Annotated in this window: 16 protein-coding genes; 3 read left to right on the forward strand and 13 right to left on the reverse strand. The window is 66.7% G+C overall.

Annotated features, from left to right (window positions below; genetic code table 11):
• Positions 1–31: 31 nt before the first annotated feature.
• Genes HWX09_RS06470 through HWX09_RS06480 form a run of 3 tightly spaced genes read right to left on the reverse strand, consistent with a single transcriptional unit; the run spans position 32 to position 3,677 of the window.
• On the reverse strand, positions 32–733 hold the full coding sequence (locus HWX09_RS06470; protein WP_027782626.1) for a phosphoribosylanthranilate isomerase: 702 nt from the start codon (positions 731–733) through the stop codon (positions 32–34).
• Positions 730–1,542, reverse strand: coding sequence for a tRNA pseudouridine(38-40) synthase TruA (gene truA, locus HWX09_RS06475; protein WP_027782625.1), 813 nt, complete (start codon positions 1,540–1,542; stop codon positions 730–732). The genes HWX09_RS06470 and truA overlap by 4 nt, the downstream gene beginning before the upstream one ends.
• Positions 1,542–3,677 carry a FimV/HubP family polar landmark protein gene (locus HWX09_RS06480; protein ID WP_027782624.1) on the reverse strand — a complete coding sequence of 712 codons (2,136 nt, stop codon included), beginning with the start codon at positions 3,675–3,677 and terminating at the stop codon, positions 1,542–1,544. Before HWX09_RS06480 ends, truA begins: the two co-directional genes overlap by 1 nt.
• 818 nt (positions 3,678–4,495) lie before the next feature.
• On the opposite strand from HWX09_RS06480, the gene flgE reads away from it, so the two are divergent.
• Positions 4,496–5,740: a flagellar hook protein FlgE gene (flgE, locus tag HWX09_RS06485; RefSeq protein WP_027782623.1), complete on the forward strand. Its 1,245-nt coding sequence runs from the start codon at positions 4,496–4,498 to the stop codon at positions 5,738–5,740.
• Between the two features lie 101 nt (positions 5,741–5,841).
• Here flgE and asd read toward each other — a convergent pair whose 3' ends face one another.
• The 8 genes from asd to HWX09_RS06525 all read right to left on the reverse strand — a co-directional run bounded on the left by asd (position 5,842) and on the right by HWX09_RS06525 (position 12,545).
• Entirely contained in the window at positions 5,842–6,963 is a 1,122-nt protein-coding gene (gene asd, locus HWX09_RS06490) for an aspartate-semialdehyde dehydrogenase (RefSeq protein WP_027782622.1), read from the reverse strand.
• Positions 6,964–7,048: 85 nt separating this feature from the next.
• The gene (locus HWX09_RS06495) at positions 7,049–7,168 is read right to left on the reverse strand and encodes a hypothetical protein (RefSeq protein ID WP_006756675.1); all 120 of its coding nucleotides are present in this window, start codon (positions 7,166–7,168) and stop codon (positions 7,049–7,051) included.
• Between the two features lie 120 nt (positions 7,169–7,288).
• Positions 7,289–8,356: a 3-isopropylmalate dehydrogenase gene (gene leuB / locus HWX09_RS06500; protein WP_027782621.1), complete on the reverse strand. Its 1,068-nt coding sequence runs from the start codon at positions 8,354–8,356 to the stop codon at positions 7,289–7,291.
• Positions 8,357–8,435: 79 nt separating this feature from the next.
• Complete coding sequence (gene leuD / locus HWX09_RS06505; protein ID WP_027782620.1) at positions 8,436–9,086, reverse strand: 3-isopropylmalate dehydratase small subunit; 651 nt, start codon at positions 9,084–9,086, stop codon at positions 8,436–8,438.
• Positions 9,087–9,153: 67 nt separating this feature from the next.
• Complete coding sequence (locus HWX09_RS06510; RefSeq protein ID WP_027782619.1) at positions 9,154–9,300, reverse strand: entericidin A/B family lipoprotein; 147 nt, start codon at positions 9,298–9,300, stop codon at positions 9,154–9,156.
• 3 nt (positions 9,301–9,303) lie between these two features.
• Positions 9,304–10,713: a 3-isopropylmalate dehydratase large subunit gene (gene leuC, locus HWX09_RS06515; RefSeq protein WP_027782618.1), complete on the reverse strand. Its 1,410-nt coding sequence runs from the start codon at positions 10,711–10,713 to the stop codon at positions 9,304–9,306.
• 216 nt (positions 10,714–10,929) lie between these two features.
• Complete coding sequence (locus HWX09_RS06520) at positions 10,930–11,688, reverse strand: hypothetical protein (protein ID WP_027782617.1); 759 nt, start codon at positions 11,686–11,688, stop codon at positions 10,930–10,932.
• Positions 11,689–11,723: 35 nt separating this feature from the next.
• The gene (locus tag HWX09_RS06525) at positions 11,724–12,545 is read right to left on the reverse strand and encodes a hypothetical protein (protein ID WP_027782616.1); all 822 of its coding nucleotides are present in this window, start codon (positions 12,543–12,545) and stop codon (positions 11,724–11,726) included.
• 350 nt (positions 12,546–12,895) lie between these two features.
• Between HWX09_RS06525 and HWX09_RS06530 the strand changes: the two genes are divergently transcribed.
• Positions 12,896–13,219: a cupin domain-containing protein gene (locus HWX09_RS06530; protein WP_027782615.1), complete on the forward strand. Its 324-nt coding sequence runs from the start codon at positions 12,896–12,898 to the stop codon at positions 13,217–13,219.
• 120 nt (positions 13,220–13,339) lie between these two features.
• On the forward strand, positions 13,340–14,065 hold the full coding sequence (locus tag HWX09_RS06535; protein ID WP_027782614.1) for a glutathione S-transferase: 726 nt from the start codon (positions 13,340–13,342) through the stop codon (positions 14,063–14,065).
• 30 nt (positions 14,066–14,095) lie between these two features.
• Here HWX09_RS06535 and HWX09_RS06540 read toward each other — a convergent pair whose 3' ends face one another.
• Complete coding sequence (locus HWX09_RS06540; protein ID WP_027782613.1) at positions 14,096–15,667, reverse strand: amino acid permease; 1,572 nt, start codon at positions 15,665–15,667, stop codon at positions 14,096–14,098.
• A gap of 102 nt (positions 15,668–15,769) precedes the next feature.
• Entirely contained in the window at positions 15,770–16,234 is a 465-nt protein-coding gene (locus HWX09_RS06545) for an Lrp/AsnC family transcriptional regulator (RefSeq protein ID WP_027782612.1), read from the reverse strand.
• Positions 16,235–16,308 lie beyond the last annotated feature (74 nt).

Raw genomic sequence — 16,308 nt, forward strand, 5'->3', positions numbered from 1 at the left:
GCGCCCGCTTTGGGGGCCGCACCGGCTTGCATCACCCGGCGTCCGCTTCGCGCACCGCGCGTACGAACGCCGCCATCCGGGCGTGATCCTTCACGCCCTTCGCGCCCTCCACTTCGATGCCACTCGAGACATCGACAGCAAACGGACGCAGCTGGCGGATCGCATCACCGACGTTTTGCGCGTTCAAGCCACCACTCAAAACGGCCCGACGCGCGAGCTCTGCGGGAATAAGAGACCAATCGAAGACCTTGCCGCTACCGCCGTAATCCGGCACCAGGGTGTCGAACAGGAGGCCGCGCGCTTTCGAATAATGAAGAGCCGATTCTACCAAATCGGACGGCTGCGTCGAGGGGCCGACGCGCACCGCGCGCAACCACGGCAGGCGCGCCGCGCGGCCAAGGGCATCGCACTGCTCGGGCGTCTCGTCGCCGTGGAACTGCAGCACCGTGAGCGGCACGTCGCGCACGACGGCCTCGATCTCGGCTTCGGTCGCATTCACGAACAGCCCGACCACCGATACGAACGGCGGCGCTAGGCCCGCCAGTTCGGCCGCCTGCGCGATCGTCACCGCGCGCGGGCTCTTCGGGTAGAACACGAGGCCGATCGCATCGGCGCCGAGCGCCGCCGCGTGCAGCACGTCCTCGGGGCGCGACAGCCCGCACAGCTTGATGCGCGTGCGCGGCGGCAGGCCCGCCGCGGCGGAATTCGAAGAAGGCACGTCGTGATCCGTCATGATAGTGGGTCCAGATCCGCCCAGACGCTGCTCCACGGCACGCTGCCGAGCTGCGCAGGCGGGACGGCGAATTCCGCCGGGTAGCCGACGCGGGCGAGGTACAGCCCGTCGGCCATGAACGTGGGCGCCGCGAGGTTGCGGTCGCGCCCGGCCAGCACGTCGGCGAGCCAGTCGGCCGGGTAGCGGCCGCGCCCGACCGCAACGAGGCAGCCCATCAGGTTGCGCACCATGTGATGCAGGAACGCGTTCGCGCGGAAGCGGAAATGGATGAAATGCCCCGCGCGCCGCACGTCGATCTGATACAGGTGTTTGACCGGCGTCTTCGACTGGCATTCCGACGACCGGAACGACGAAAAATCGTGTTCGCCGATCAGGTGCGCGGCGGCGGCGCGCATCGCGTCGTCGTCGAGCGGCGTGTGGATCCAGCCCGCACGGCCGGCCAGCATTGGCGAGCGCACGGGGTGCACGTACAGCGCGTAGTAGTAGGTGCGCTCGAACGCCGAGAAACGCGCGTGGAACGTGTCCGGCATCGGCTTCGCCCATTGCACCGAGACGGTCGGCGGCAGGAACGCGTTGGTGCCGCGCACCCACGAGAACACTTCGCGCTCGAGGTCGGTGTCGAAATGCACGACTTGCCCGAGCCCGTGCACGCCGGTGTCGGTCCGCCCCGCGACCGTCGTGTGCAGCGGCACCCGCGCGAACTCGGCCAGCGCATGTTCGAGCCGGTCCTGCACGGTCTTGCCGTGCGGCTGCGCCTGCCAGCCGCAGAACGCCGCGCCGTCGTACTGGATGCCCAGCGCGATCCGCATCACGCCTCGTCCGCCAGTTTCGCGAGCAGCGCGCGTGCGTCGTCGCGCGTCGCGGCGTCGTTCGCGTCGACCACTTCCTGCAGCAGCGTCCGCGCGCCGGACAGGTCGCCCAGTTCGACGTATTCGGCAGCGAGGTCCAGCTTGTTGCGGGCGATGCGCGCGAGTTCGTCCGGGGTGAGCGCGGGCAGCGCGGCGCCCGGCGTGGACGGCAGGTCGAGATCGAAGTCGAGCTTCAGCGCGCCGAACTGCGCGCCGCCGAGCGGCGGCAGCGACGACGTCGCGGGCGGGTTGCCCGCATCGCCGGCAGGCGTCGCCGCATCCGGATCCCAGTCGAACTCGTCGTCCTGGTCGGCCGGATGTTCCGGGGTCGTCTCACCCGAACCCATCGACGGGTGCTCGGTGGGTTGACCGTTAGTTGCGATTTTATCGGCATCGGACTGCACATCCCGTACAGACGGTTCTTCCGCCGCCGACGATGGTTCGTCTGCCGCCCGCGGCGGCAACGGCATGTCGAGACTGTTGAGCGCGCTGATCGCGTTCTGCATCAGCGTCGCGTGCTGCGCTTCGGTCGTCGAAGGGGCTGCGGATGCGGTGGCGGGCTCGGCGGGTTTGTCGGCGGCAGCGGCTTTTTCGGCCGGTTCCGCGTCGTGCGAAGCCTCGCTCGGAGCCGGGGTTGCCGCGTTCGCGGGCGGCTCCGCGGCGTGAGCAGGCGGCGATTCAGGCGACGCGTCGCGCGGCGCCGTCATTTCGGGCGCGGACGATGTGTCCGCTGCGGGCGGCTCGACCGTCTCCGCCGCAGCGGCAGTCGCCGCGGCGAGATTCATGTCGGACGCCGCATCGCGTGCAACCGGCATCTCGGGTGTGATCGGCAGTTCGCGTTCGACGGACGGCGGGGCTTCCGCTTCTACAACCGCGGCACCGCCTGCCGCGGTCGCAGCCGTACCCGCATCGTCCGCGCGGCGACTCTTCCGGCGCTTGCGCCACGCGAAGCCGGCCGCGAGCACGATCAAGGCGGCGCCGGCCACGGCGGCCGGGCGCCAGTCCATCTGTTCGGTACGACGTGCAGGCGTCGCGACGGGTGCGACCGGCTGTACCGAAGCCGACGCCGGTTGCGGCGCACTGGCGGCCACACCCGACGCGGCTTCGTCTGCCGTCGAAGCCGCGGCTGACGCACCGGCGTCATTCGCGGCCGGACGCGGCGCGGTGGGCGCGGGCGCAGGCGCAATGCCGGTCGTCGTTGCCGGTTTGCCGAAGCCGTGCTTCTGCAACTCCATCAGCACGCGGTTCTTTAATGCCAGCAATTGCTGCAGGCTCGACGGCCGCGGCTGCGACGCACCCACGGCGGGCGCCGCACCGGCCGGTTCGTGCACGCCGGAAACCGGGCTGCCCGGCATCGACGGCCCCGCGGCCTCGCTCGCCGACGACGGCGCCGACTGGATCGCACCGCTCCATACATGCGGACCGCTTGCCCCGGCCATGGGCGCCACCGGCTGCATGCTGTCGACAGCCGACGCGCCATATGCGGCCGACGCGCCGGTCGAAGCCGAAGCACCGATTGAAGCCGAAGCCCCGCTCGAAGCCGATGCCCCCGCCGCCGCACTCGCCCCGCTCACCGGAGCGGCATGTACGGCCGGCGCCATCGACGCGGGCTGCACGGCCGAGCCGGGATGCGGCGCGGATGCGCCATGCTGCGCGCTCGCCGCCCCGCCCGATGCGGCGGCGGGCATGGAAGCGGCCGCCGTACCGGATGCAGCGGACACAGCCGACGCCCCGGCCGGCACGAGCGCCGCGCCGGTGGCATCGAGCGCGGGCACGGTCAGCGTCGCGCCGACTTTCAGGCGGCTCGCGTCGCGCTTCATGAACGCCTGCGGATTGGCGTCGAACAGCGCACGGCCCGCGCGCGCGAGCACGCCCGGATCGTGCGACTGCGTGGCCGCTTTCGCGATGTCGTTCAGCGACTGGCCCGGCTGGACCGTCACGGTAAGCGGGGCGGCGGCGCCGGCGGCGGACGCCGGCAATTCGCCGGTGCCGGCTGCCCACGCCGATACGGCCGCGCCGAGCGCCAGGATCGCCAGCGCGCCATGCACGGCGCGCGACAGACGGGACTGACGCGGAAACAAGGAAATTCGGGACATCGTTGGCTCTATCGCCGCGCGCGGGCGCGGCTCGGATTCGCGGTTGGAAGCGTCAATAAAGTGGCTGCAGAAATGCAAAAGCGTCGCGCGGAACGCGACGCTTTTGGCGGCTCTGTGCGTCGTAACCGCGTAGTTTACTTCACGCGATCGGGTTCCGGCCGAATTCGTCGATCGCCAGTGCTACCGGCCGCGGGCGGGCGCTCGTGTCGCGCGAGTCCGCCGGGCCTGCCGCAGCCCATGCATCCGATCGATCGAAGCGAACCTGCGCGTGCTGTCGAAAACTCCCTCGCGGCGACATCGCCCCACCGTTCGAATGATGCGGCTTTCTGGTGTTCACCGTGTGTACGCCGCAGGATCACGGCGACGGAATCGCAAGCGCGCCCTCGACCATCCACCCTGCCCGCCGTTAATGAATCAACAGCCGAAAATCAAAACAAATCCCGACCGGCAATCAATCCCCCTCCAACCCATTCCAATTCGTCGATAAGAAGACAATTCTCCTCTCTTATCGACGAAATAAAAATTCACACCGCCAAAGCAACACCCCATAAGGCTTTCATCCCATTCCGCATGGCCCATTACTCATATAAAAACGGTCATTTCTGCATCAATTCAATTTCATTACACAAAATTACACAGATCCGATAATCACCGCCGATACGATCGTCTTCAAACAGCAATCGGCACATTTCGACCTCGCGCGTGCCCATGCCGGAAAGACGGAAACGCGCTTGGCCGGGCTGATGCCGTGAAGTACCGAAGGGCCATCGCACAGTCGCACGACTGCATTCACTCACCAGCTCGTTACGGGGACGAACATGGGCTATCAGCAGGGTTTGAGCGGGTTGGCCGGTGCGTCGAGCAATCTCGACGTGATCGGCAACAACATCGCGAACGCAAACACGGTTGGCTTCAAACAGGGACGCGCGAATTTCGCCGACATGTACGCGAATTCGGTCGCGACGTCGGTCAACACGCAGATCGGCATCGGCACGCGGCTCGCGTCGGTGCAGCAGAATTTCGGCCAGGGGACGATCGATTCGACGAAATCGTCGCTCGACGTCGCGATCAACGGCAACGGCTTCTTCCAGATGTCGAGCAACGGCGTGACCACGTACTCGCGCGACGGCACGTTCCATCGCGACAAGAACGGCGCGATCGTCGACTCGCAAGGCCGCAACCTGATGGGCCATGCGGCAGGCGCGGGCGGCGTGATCAACACCGCGCAGACCGTGCCGCTGCAGGCGCCGACCAGCAACATCGCGCCGCGGGCGACGAGCAAGATCACCGGCCAGTTCAACCTGAACGCGCAGGACAAGGTGCCGAGCAAGACGCCGTTCAACGCGAACGACAACACGACGTACAACTACAACTCGTCGATCCAGGTCTACGACACGCTCGGCGGCTCGCAACAGGTCACGATGTACTTCGCGAAGAGTGCGGCCGGCACGTGGCAGGCCTACGCGGGTGCGCACGGCCAGACGCCGACGAATCTCGGCACCGTCACGTTCGACGCATCGGGCCGGATCAGCTCGACGACGTCGGCCGCGACCGGCCAGCCGACGCCGAGCCTCGGCCAGTTCGCATTCGCGATCCCGAACACGACGGGCGGCGCCAATCCGCAGAACCTGACGCTCGACCTGGGCGGCACGACGCAGTACGGCGGCAAGGACGGCGTGAACAACCTCGCGCAGGACGGCTTCGCAAGCGGCACGCTGACGACGTTCTCGATCGGCACCGACGGCAAGCTGACCGGCAACTACTCGAACGGCCAGAGCGCGGTGCTCGGCATGATCGCGCTCGCGAACTTCAACAACCCGAACGGGCTCGTGAACATCGGCGGCAACCAGTATGCGGAAACGGCCGCGTCGGGCGTGCCGCAGATCTCCGCGCCGGGCAGCACGAACCACGGCACGCTGCAGGGAAGCGCGCTGGAAAACTCGAACGTCAACCTGACCACCGAGCTCGTGAACCTGATCACCGCGCAACGCAATTACCAAGCGAATGCGCAGACGATCAAGACCCAGCAGGCCGTCGACCAGACGCTGCTGAACCTGCGCTGAGCCGCGCATGAAAAAACGCGCCGCGCCGGCCCTGAATCTCGAGGCCGACGCGGCGCGTCATGTGGTGCAGCCCGGCCTGCGGGCCGGACAGCGGAGCGGGCTTACTTGTCGAGCAGGATGCGCAGCATGCGGCGCAGCGGCTCGGCCGCGCCCCACAGCAGCTGATCGCCGACCGTGAACGCCGACAGGTATTCGCCGCCCATCGCGAGCTTGCGCAGGCGGCCGACCGGCACCGACAGCGTGCCGGTGATCTTCGCCGGCGACAGGTCGCGCATCGACGCTTCACGCTCGTTCGGCACGACCTTCACCCAGTCGTTCGCCGACGCGAGGATGCCGTTGATCTCGTCGAGCGGCACGTCCTTCTTCAGCTTGATCGTCAGCGCCTGCGAGTGGCAGCGCATCGCGCCGATCCGCACGCACAGGCCGTCGACCGGGATCGAACCCGGCTCGCCCATCGCCGGCTTGCCGAGGATCTTGTTGGTTTCCGCGCCGCCCTTCCACTCTTCCTTCGACATCCCGTTGCCGAGATCCTTGTCGATCCACGGAATCAGCGAACCGGCGAGCGGCACGCCGAAGTGGCTCGTCGGCATCGCATCGCTGTTCATCGCGGCCAGCACGCGGCGGTCGATGTCGAGGATCGCGGAAGCCGGATCGGCGAGCTGTTCCTGCACCGCGCCGTTCAGCGTGCCCATCTGCGACAGCAGCTCGCGCATGTTCTGCGCGCCCGCGCCCGATGCGGCCTGGTACGTCATCGCCGTCATCCAGTCGACGAGGTTCTCGCGGAACAGGCCGCCGAGCGCCATCAGCATCAGGCTGACCGTGCAGTTGCCGCCGACGAAATTCTTCGTGCCCTTGACGAGCGCGTCCTTGATCACGTCGAGGTTGACCGGATCGAGGATGATGACCGCGTCGTCCTTCATCCGCAGCGACGATGCCGCGTCGATCCAGTAGCCGTTCCAGCCGGCCGCGCGCAGCTTCGGGAACACGTCGTTCGTGTAGTCGCCGCCCTGGCACGTGATGATCACGTCGCACTTCTTCAGCTCGTCGACGTTGGTCGCGTCCTTGAGCGTGGTCTCGTTTTTCGCGAACGACGGCGCCTTGCCGCCCGTGTTGCTGGTGCTGAAAAACACCGGTTCGATCAGGTCGAAATCGCCCTCTTCCTGCATACGCTGCATCAGGACGCTGCCGACCATGCCGCGCCAACCTACGAGACCTACGTTCATGACTAACCCTTTGCTTTGAATGGAGCTTCCCCGCCATTTCCGTCCCCGCGTGACCGCGCGGGGAAACAGGCGGGCACGACGGCGATCAGCGTTTAATGATCGTTTTCGTGGTAATGGTTTTCGTGATGACGATGGCGCGCGCACCCGCACGGGCAGTGTTGCCGTGGAGTTTCAGGACCGGGGAGATCAGGGAAATCAGCGCCATCGTTCGAGTCTACACAAAGCCGGTGGCCCGCACAACGGCCAACCGCGCGCGAACCGGCCGATTTTTACGGCCCGTTCGCACCCTTTTCCACATTAATTACCGCACTTCATTTCCAAGCGCTTACAGCGCGGCGACCACCGCGTCGCCCATCGCGGCCGTGCCGACCTGCTTGCAGCCCGGCGTCGCGATGTCGCCCGTTCGGTAGCCCTGTTCGAGCACCGTTTTCACCGCGAGCTCGATGCGATCGGCCTGCTCCGCGCGATTCAGCGAGTAGCGCAGCAGCATCGCGGCCGACAGGATCGTCGCGAGCGGGTTCGCGATGCCCTTGCCCGCGATGTCCGGCGCCGAACCGTGCGACGGCTCGTACAGGCCCTTGTTGTGCTTGTCGAGCGACGCCGACGGCAGCATGCCGATCGAGCCCGTCAGCATCGACGCTTCATCCGACAGGATGTCGCCGAACATGTTGCCGGTGACGATCACGTCGAACTGCTTCGGCGCCTTCGCGAGCTGCATCGCCGCGTTGTCGACGTACATGTGCGACAGCTCGACGTCCGCGTACTCCTTCGACACGTCGATCATGACGTCGCGCCAGAACTGCGACGTCTCCAGCACGTTCGACTTGTCGACCGACAGCAGCTTCTTCGCGCGCTTCTGCGCGGCCTGGAACGCGACGTGCGCGATGCGGCGCACTTCCGGCTCCGAATAGCGCATCGTGTCGAAGCCTTCGCGCTCGCCGGCGAACGGGCCGTCCGGCGCCGCACGCACGCCGCGCGGCTGGCCGAAGTAGATGTCGCCGTTCAGTTCGCGCACGATCAGGATGTCGAGGCCCGCGACGAGCTCGGGCTTCAGCGGCGACGCATCGACGAGCTGCGGATAGCAGATCGCCGGGCGGAAGTTCGCGAACAGCTCGAGGTGCTTGCGCAGCCCGAGGATCGCCTGCTCGGGGCGCAGCGCGCGCTCCAGCGAGTCGTACTTCCAGTCGCCGACCGCGCCGAACAGGATCGCGTCGGCCTGCTTCGCGAGCGCCAGCGTCGCGTCGGGCAGCGGATGGCCGCTCGCCTCGTAGCCCGCGCCGCCGACCGGCGCCTGTTCGAGTTCGAACTTCTCGTCGAGTGCGTTCAGCACCTTCACCGCTTCATTGACGATTTCCGGCCCGATGCCGTCGCCGGGCAGCACTGCAATCTTCATGCGAAATTCCTGACTGGGTAGGGTGTTGGGGAGACCGGCGGCCGGGCGCACGCGCGGCGCGCCCGCCCGCAGCGCGCGATCAGCCGACCAGCTTGGTGTTGAGCCACGGCTGCTTCACGAGCCGTTCCGCTTCGAACTGGCGGATCTTGTCCGCGTGGCGCAGCGTGAGGCCGATGTCGTCGAAACCGTTCAGCAGGCAGTACTTGCGGAACGCGGCGATCTCGAACGGATACTCGCGGCCGTCGCCCGCACGCACGACCTGCGCGTCGAGATCGATCGTCAGTTGAAAGCCGTTGAACGCGGCCGTCTCGTTGAACAGGTGATCGACCTGCTGCTCGGTCAGCACGATCGGCAGCAGACCGTTCTTGTAGCAGTTGTTGAAGAAGATGTCCGCGAAGCTCGGCGCGATGATCGCGCGGAAGCCGTACTGCTGCAGCGCCCACGGTGCGTGCTCGCGCGAGCTGCCGCAGCCGAAGTTCTTGCGGGCGAGCAGCACCGATGCGCCCTGGTAGCGCGGCTGGTTCAGCACGAAGTCCGGGTTCAGCGGACGCTTCGAGTTGTCCTGGCCCGGCTCGCCGTGATCGAGGTAGCGCCATTCGTCGAACGCGTTCGGACCGAAGCCCGTGCGCTTGATCGACTTCAGGAACTGCTTCGGGATGATCGCGTCGGTGTCGACGTTCTCGCGATCGAGCGGCGCCACGACGCCGGTATGTACAGTGAATTTTTCCATGATCCGTCTATCCGGTTGAAGGGCCGGCGTTCAGCCGGCGCACATCGACAAATTCTCGGTGGCGGCGTCAGTCCGCGGCGCGCTGCAGCGCGTTGCCGGCGGAATGGACGTCCTCGCCGAAGCCTCGGACGGTATTGCAGCCGGCCAGGCCGAAGCCCAGCCCCGCCAGCGCCAGCACGGCAACCAGCCGCGCAATGATTTTCGATGCCGTCACGCGTTACCCCAACTGGCGAATGTCGACGAAGTGACCTTCGATCGCCGCGGCCGCGGCCATCGCGGGGCTCACGAGGTGCGTGCGACCGCCCGCGCCCTGCCGCCCTTCGAAGTTGCGGTTCGACGTCGACGCGCAGCGCTCGCCCGGCTCGAGCCGGTCGGCGTTCATCGCGAGGCACATCGAGCAGCCCGGCTCGCGCCATTCGAAGCCCGCATCGGTGAATACCTTGTCGAGCCCTTCGCGCTCGGCCTGCGCCTTCACCAGGCCCGAGCCCGGCACGACCATCGCGAGCCGCACGTTCGACGCGACGCGGCGGTTCAGCTTCTTCACGACATACGCGGCCGCGCGAATATCTTCGATCCGCGCGTTCGTGCACGAGCCGATGAAGATCTTGTCGACCTTGATCGCTTCGATCGGCGTGTTCGGCTCGAGCGCCATGTAGGCCAGCGCGCGCTCCATCGCGTCGCGCTTGACCGGATCCTTTTCGCGCTCGGGATCGGGCACGCGCCCGTCGATCGACGTGACCATTTCCGGCGACGTGCCCCACGTGACCTGCGGGACGATCTCGGCCGCGTTCAGCTCGACCACGCGATCGAACTGCGCGCCGTCGTCCGACTTGAACTGGCGCCAGTATTCGACGGCCTGATCCCATTCCGCGCCGGTCGGCACGAACGGACGGCCCTTCAGGTAATCGATCGTCGTATCGTCGACGGCGACCATGCCGGCGCGCGCGCCGGCCTCGATGGCCATGTTGCAGACGGTCATGCGGCCTTCCATCGTCAGCGCGCGAATGGTCGAGCCGCCGAATTCGATCGCGTAGCCCGTGCCGCCCGCGGTGCCGATCTTGCCGATGATCGCGAGCACGATGTCCTTCGCGGTACAGCCGCGCGGGAGTGCGCCCTCGACCTTCACGAGCATGTTCTTGCTCTTCTTCTGCAGGAGCGTTTGCGTCGCGAGCACGTGCTCGACTTCCGACGTGCCGATGCCGTGCGCGAGCGCGCCGAACGCGCCGTGCGTCGACGTATGCGAATCGCCGCACACGATCGTCATGCCCGGGAGCGTCGCGCCCTGCTCCGGCCCGATGATGTGGACGATGCCCTGGCGCATGTCGTTCATCTTGAACTGCGTGATGCCGAATGCGTCGCAGTTCGCGTCGAGCGTGTCGACCTGCAGCTTCGAGACGGGATCGGCGATGCCGTGGCTGCGGTCCGTCGTCGGCACGTTGTGATCCGACACGGCCAGGTTCGCGCTGATGCGCCACACCGGACGCTGCGCGATCTTCAGCCCTTCGAACGCCTGCGGGCTCGTGACTTCATGCAGCAGCTGACGGTCGATGTAGAGCAGGGTCGTGCCGTCTTCCTCGGTGTGGACCACGTGGGTGTTCCACAGTTTGTCGTAGAGAGTCTGTGCCATGGGTATGCGGGGTCGTTGTGACTACAAGCCTTGCGGATGCGGTCGATTATGCCACGCGGAACCCGCCACGGCGCAGGCAGGACGCGAAAAAACCCATTAAAAACAGTGGTTTGGCTGGTAGTGCCAATACCTGTATCGGCATTACCAGCCAAAACGGGGCACGCACGAGCCGGCGCGCGGCGAGCGCGCGTGCGGCGCCTGTATCCGTGCCCTCGCTCAGCCGTTCGGATATTCGCGATTGATCAATTCGAGCCGCAGCATCGCGAGCTGCATGCCGGCGTTGCTCATCAGGTAAAGATCGCGCCGTCGCATCGCCGCCTGCTGCGCCGATGCATCGTAGACGTTCGGCAGCGACAGCCCTCCCGGCACCGCTGCCTGCATCCCCGCCGCGTTCGATACGCGCACGGCGATCGACGCCTGATCGCGATGGGTGACCACGCCGATCTTGCCGAGCGCCGCGGCCGACCCGACCTGCCTGACGATCGAGGCGGCCACGCCATCGGGCGTCGATATCGGGCTGCCTGCGACCGCGGCAGGCGTCGGGATCGACGTCACGCCGGCCGCCAGTCCGTACTTCGACGCGAGCACGCTCGCGACTTCCTGCTGCGCGAAGATCGGCACCGCGACTTTCTGCCGGAGCTGGAACACGGTATCGGCGATCGCCTCGTTCACGGGGCCCGGCACCGGCGTGGCGGCCGATGCCCCGGCGCGACTGCCGAAGCCGAACGCGACGATCGTGTCGATGGCGGCGGCGTCGACGGTCGGCGGCGTCCACGAGAAAAACGTGTCGAGCAGGTAACCGGTTTCGTCGGCGGCGGTCGCGCGATCGTTCAGTTCGTTGGTCAGCTTGCCGAGCATCTGGCGCTGCAGTTCCGCATCGGAAACGGGGACGTCGCCCGCGAAAGCGGGTGCGGCGGCGGCGCACGATGCGGCGAGCAATGAAGTGGAAGCCAGGAAATGGCGGCGGTTCGTCATGGTCACGGGAGTCGAATGAAAAACAATGGAAAGCATCAGCCCTTGGGGAACGCCTGCATCGTCGCGGTCATCGCGTGCGTCAGCATCTGCGCATACATGTCGTGTACGAGATAGAGGCTGCGGTTGCGCGTCCACGGCTGGCCCGACTGCGGGTCGTACGTCGTCGGCAGCGGCACCTCGGCGACCGCAGCGGCCGTCATGCCCGCCTGCTGCGAGGTCTGGATGCAGCGCTTCGCATGATCGCGATGGCCGACCACCGCGACGGTGCCCATCGCCGCCGCCCCGCCCGCGCGCGATACCGCCACGGCCGCGACACCCGCGGTGCTCAGGTACACGATCGAGCCGTCGCTCGCGATCACCGGCTCGATCGACGACAGCGCGTCGGCGCCCAGCCCGTATTTCGACACGAGAAAACGCGCGATTTCCCACTGCGCGTAGATCTTGACGGGTTTCAACTGGCGGATGCGGTACACGGCGTCCGCGAGCGCTTCGTTCACCGGCCCTGGGTCGGGCAGCGCCGACTGGTTGCCGCCGGTGCTCGACGTATTACCGCTCGCCGCGTTCGGGCGATTGCCGAAGCTGTACGCGACGATCGCGCCGATCCGCGCGGCCGGCGCCGTCGGCAGCGCCCATGTGAAGCCGACATCGGTCATCGCCGGCACGATCGCATCGACCGTCGCCGCATCACCGAGCTGGGCGTTCAGTTTCGCGGACATTTGCGCGGCGAGCGCGGCGTCGCCGATCGGCGCCGACGTGACGTCGTCGCCGCCACACGCGCTGAGCAATGAAGCCGCCGCGACGGCCGGCGCGGCGGAAAGGAACGTTCTGCGGGACGAAACCGGGGAATGCTGACTCATGAGTGCGAGACGAAAGAATGCGAATAACGAGCGCGCATGACTGCAGGCACGATCGCCGGATTTCGCGGGATCAAAGGGAAAGGCCATCGGGCAATCACGCACGAATCGGCATCGCGACGTGTGGTTGACTGACGAAGCGCGATCGTAGGCGGCGTCGGTTAAATTGCGGTGAAAATACCGATCGAATCCGCCCGGCTGCTGCTCCGTTCCGTCGATGGTCGAATCCGTTTCACATGTGGCGAGCTGATCGCGCCTTTGTTTCGCCGATGGCCATCGCGGAGTTTCGAGATATCGACATGCGCGCTACGATGGCGCAACGCACGTTCCCGTGATCCGGACCCGGAGCCCCCATGAAACTCGGCCTGAACGAATCGCTTGCGCGCCTCGACGAGGCGGGCACACTGTTCACGACGCTGTTTCGCCACGGCACGCTCGACGTCGAGCTGTACCGGCCGCGCATCGAGGACCGGCAGGCTCCGCATGTGCGCGACGAGATCTACGTGATCGCCGCCGGCACGTCGCGCTTCGTCGTCGACGGGCGCGAATGCGACGTCGCGGCCGGCGACGCGCTGTTCGTCCCCGCGCACGCCGAGCACCGCTTCGTCGGCTTCTCGGACGATTTCTCGACGTGGGTGTTCTTCTACGGCCCCGAAGGCGGCGAACGCGGCGCGTGACGCACGACGCGCGCGGCACTTTTCAGACGATCTCCTAGACTGTCTATTCGCAGCGGGCGCGCATGGCCGCCCCACCGTCACGCAGCCGGCAGCATTCGGTGCAACGAACAGGAGAACAGCATGCGATATGAACTCTATTACTGGCCCGAAATCCAGGGTCGCGGCGAATACGTGCGGCTCGCGCTCGAAGCGGCCGAAGCCGATTACGTCGACGTCGCGCGCGAATCGGGGCGCGGGATGGGCGTGTCGGCGATGATGCGCATGATGGACAGCACGAAAGCCGAATGCGTGCCGTTCGCGCCGCCGTTCCTGAAAGCGGGCGACGTGGTCGTCGGGCAGACCGCGAACATCCTGCTGTTTCTCGGCGCGCGGCTCGGGCTCGCGCCGGACGACGAAGCCGGCCGGCTGTGGGTGCACCAGATCCAGCTGACCGCCGCCGATTTCATCACCGAGATCCACGACACGCACCATCCGATCGGCAGCGGCCTGTACTACGAGGACCAGAAGGCGGAAGCGGCCGAGCGCGCGGCCGATTTCCTAGAGAACCGGCTGCCGAAATTCCTCGGCTACTTCGATCGCGTGCTCGAACAGAACCCGCACAAGAGCGGTTATATCGCGGGCAGCGCGCTCAGCTATGCGGACCTGTCGATGTTCCAGTTGATCGAGGGCCTGCGCTATGCGTTCCCGAAAGCGATGAAGCGCGCGGAGCGCAAGGTCGCGGCGCTCGTCGCGCTGCACGATCGCGTCGCGCAGCACCCGCCCGTCGCGCGCTACCTCGAGTCGGAGCGCCGCATCCCGTTCAACGACATGGGGATCTTCCGGCACTATCCGGAGCTGGACAAGTAACGCCGGCAAGGTCCGCACCCGCGCGGGCGGTCAGTGCGGCTGCCCGTGCTGCGCGTGCTGCGCGGCGGCCGCGTCGACGGCCTCGACCGAGCGCGTGAGCCACGGCCCGATGTCCATCTCCTCGTAGCGCACGAGCCGGCTCTTGCGCGCGCGGCGATACGCCCACCAGATCGCGACGAACAGTGGAATCCACACATAGATCGACAGCACTTCCATCCAGTCGATGCGCGCCGCGAAGAACGCCTGGTAATCCTGGCCGAGCGAAATCACGATGCAGACCACGATCGCGAACACCGGCCCGAACGGAAACCATTTCGCGCGATACGGCAGTTGATCGAGCCGATAGCCCTGCTTCAAAAATCCCTTGCGGAACCGGTAATGGCAGACCGCGATGCCGAGCCACGCGATAAACCCGGTGATGCCGACCGTATTCAGCAGCCACAGATAGATGCGCTGGTTGTTGGTCAACGACGTGAGGAAACACAATCCGCCGACGGCCATCGTCGCGTACAGCGCGTTGCGCGGCACGCCGCCCGGCGACAGCGTCGCGAACATGGCCGGCGCGCGCCCTTCCGATGCGAGGTTGTACAGCATCCGCGTCGCCGCGTAGGTGCCGGAGTTGCCGGCCGACAGCACGGCCGTCAGGATCACCAGATTCATCGCGCCGGCGGCGAGCGGGAACCCCGCGTGGCTGAACACCAGCGTGAACGGGCTCACGCCGATGTCGGTCACGTCGCTCTTCAGCAGGTTCGGATCGGTGTACGGCACGAGCAGGCCGATCACGAAAATCGCGAGCACGTAGAACAGCATGATCCGCCAGAAGATCTGCTTCACCGCGCGCGGGATGGTCTTGCGCGGGTTTTCCGATTCGCCGGCCGTGATGCCGACCAGCTCGGTGCCGAGGAACGAAAAACCCGCAATCAGCGCGACGCTCATCATCGCGTGCACACCGCCGACGAACGGCGCGTCGCCGGTCGTGAAGTTGCGCCAGCCGACCGGATGCCCGGTGCCGGTATGCCCGCCGCCGGTATGCCCGCCGCCGAGCACGCCGGCCGCGATCAGCAGCCCGGCCGCGATGAACGCAATCACGGTGACGACCTTGATCAGCGAGAACCAGTATTCCGATTCGCCGAAGCCGCGCACCGACAGCGTATTGAGCAGGAAGATCAGCACGAGGAAGCTCGCGCCCCACCACACGCCCGGCACCGACGGAAACCAGTAGCGCATCACGATTTGCGCGGCGACCAGTTCGATCGCGATCGTCACCGCCCAGCTGTACCAGTAGGTCCAGCCGAGCGCGACGCCGAAACCTTCGTCGACGTACTTCTCGCCGTAGATCGCGAACGAGCCCGATACCGGCATCAGCGCGGCCATCTCGCCGAGCCCCGTGACGACGAAGTAGACCATGATTCCGATCGCGAGATACGCGGCGATCGCTCCGCCCGGCCCCGCCTGCGCGACGGACGCGCCCGACGCGACGAACAGCCCCGTGCCGATCGAACCGCCGATCGCGATCATCGCGATGTGGCGGCCCTGCAGCCGGCGCTTCAGCGTCGTCCCGGACGGCGCGGCCGTCTGCGCTGCCGCTTGCATAGTATCCATAGTGTTCATCCTGATTGTGACCCGGCCAATCGATTTGATTTGGAATGCAAATCGATTGATCCGGCCATTCGCGTTGAAATCGGCCCTGCCGGGCCGGTCGCCTCACACGACGCTGCGCTTGATCGCCTGCAGTTCGGCCGTCGTCACGATCTTCTCGATCCGGAACCGCGGACTTTCCAGCCACGCGTTCGCGATCCGCCGGTACTCGTCGAGATCCTCGCACGCGAGCCGCACGAGAAAATCGAACGTGCCGCTGACGAGCCAGCAATCGAGCACGGCCGGATTCGCGCGCATTTCCTCCTCGAACGGTGCCTGCGAGCGCCCATGATCGGCCAGCACGATCTGCGCGATCACGACGATCGGCTTGGTCGCGCGCGGCGCCTTGATCACCGCGCGATATCCTTCGATCACGCCGAGCGCCTCGAGCCGCTCCACGCGCGCCTGGCACGGCCGCGGCGTGAGGTTCACGCGTTCCGACAGCTTCCGGTAGGAAATTCGCCCGTCGGTACGCAGGATGTCGAGGATCCGGAGATCGATCTTGTCGAGCTGCATCTTCTTGTCGGTCATCCGCGTTCGCTCCGGTCGGGTCCTGGCTCATGCGCGGAGCGTCTGCCGTTCCGCGCGGCGGGGCCACATTATCC

This window comes from Burkholderia sp. BCC1208 (assembly GCF_902833095.1).
Taxonomy (GTDB): Bacteria; Pseudomonadota; Gammaproteobacteria; order Burkholderiales; family Burkholderiaceae; genus Burkholderia.

Coding starts and splice junctions, on each gene's coding strand:
- HWX09_RS06470 (WP_027782626.1), bottom strand. CDS start 733: ATGACGGATCACGACGTGCCTTCTTCGAATTCCGCCGCGGCGGGCCTG.
- truA (WP_027782625.1), bottom strand. CDS start 1,542: ATGCGGATCGCGCTGGGCATCCAGTACGACGGCGCGGCGTTCTGCGGC.
- HWX09_RS06480 (WP_027782624.1), bottom strand. CDS start 3,677: ATGTCCCGAATTTCCTTGTTTCCGCGTCAGTCCCGTCTGTCGCGCGCC.
- flgE (WP_027782623.1), top strand. CDS start 4,496: ATGGGCTATCAGCAGGGTTTGAGCGGGTTGGCCGGTGCGTCGAGCAAT.
- asd (WP_027782622.1), bottom strand. CDS start 6,963: ATGAACGTAGGTCTCGTAGGTTGGCGCGGCATGGTCGGCAGCGTCCTG.
- HWX09_RS06495 (WP_006756675.1), bottom strand. CDS start 7,168: ATGGCGCTGATTTCCCTGATCTCCCCGGTCCTGAAACTCCACGGCAAC.
- leuB (WP_027782621.1), bottom strand. CDS start 8,356: ATGAAGATTGCAGTGCTGCCCGGCGACGGCATCGGGCCGGAAATCGTC.
- leuD (WP_027782620.1), bottom strand. CDS start 9,086: ATGGAAAAATTCACTGTACATACCGGCGTCGTGGCGCCGCTCGATCGC.
- leuC (WP_027782618.1), bottom strand. CDS start 10,713: ATGGCACAGACTCTCTACGACAAACTGTGGAACACCCACGTGGTCCAC.
- HWX09_RS06520 (WP_027782617.1), bottom strand. CDS start 11,688: ATGACGAACCGCCGCCATTTCCTGGCTTCCACTTCATTGCTCGCCGCA.
- HWX09_RS06525 (WP_027782616.1), bottom strand. CDS start 12,545: ATGAGTCAGCATTCCCCGGTTTCGTCCCGCAGAACGTTCCTTTCCGCC.
- HWX09_RS06530 (WP_027782615.1), top strand. CDS start 12,896: ATGAAACTCGGCCTGAACGAATCGCTTGCGCGCCTCGACGAGGCGGGC.
- HWX09_RS06535 (WP_027782614.1), top strand. CDS start 13,340: ATGCGATATGAACTCTATTACTGGCCCGAAATCCAGGGTCGCGGCGAA.
- HWX09_RS06540 (WP_027782613.1), bottom strand. CDS start 15,667: ATGGATACTATGCAAGCGGCAGCGCAGACGGCCGCGCCGTCCGGGACG.
- HWX09_RS06545 (WP_027782612.1), bottom strand. CDS start 16,234: ATGACCGACAAGAAGATGCAGCTCGACAAGATCGATCTCCGGATCCTC.